Origin of the sequence: Rhodococcus sp. SB1D (assembly GCF_048573875.1) — a bacterium.
GTDB classification, from domain to species: Bacteria; Actinomycetota; Actinomycetes; order Mycobacteriales; family Mycobacteriaceae; genus Rhodococcus_F; species Rhodococcus_F qingshengii.
The window spans coordinates 1-338 of the sequence record NZ_JBMAIQ010000048.1; the positions used below are offsets into that span (position 1 = coordinate 1).

Annotated in this window: 1 protein-coding gene; it reads right to left on the minus strand. The window is 64.5% G+C overall.

Annotation, left to right across the window (positions count from 1 at the left end):
• Positions 1-338, minus strand: a 338-nt coding sequence (locus ACN50D_RS31275; RefSeq protein ID WP_419970266.1) for an AAA family ATPase, incomplete at both ends; no start/stop codon positions are given.

The window sequence follows — 338 nt, forward strand, 5'->3', positions numbered from 1 at the left end:
TGTGGGCTGCGCACGCGCACCGTCGACTCCGACGAACGATCCACGAACTCCGCGACCGTCGAATCCGAAATCAACCGACCCCGACCGATCACCACCAACTGCTCCGCCGTGAGCGCCATCTCCGACAGGAGGTGACTCGACACCAGCACCGTGCGGCCCTCGGCCGCCAACCGCTGCATGAACTTACGAATCCAGACGATGCCCTCCGGATCGAGACCGTTGACCGGCTCGTCGAACAACAACACCTTCGGATCCCCCAACAACGCACCCGCCAACCCCAGACGCTGCGACATACCGAGCGAGAACCCGCCGGCCTTCTTGCCCGCCACCTCGGACAA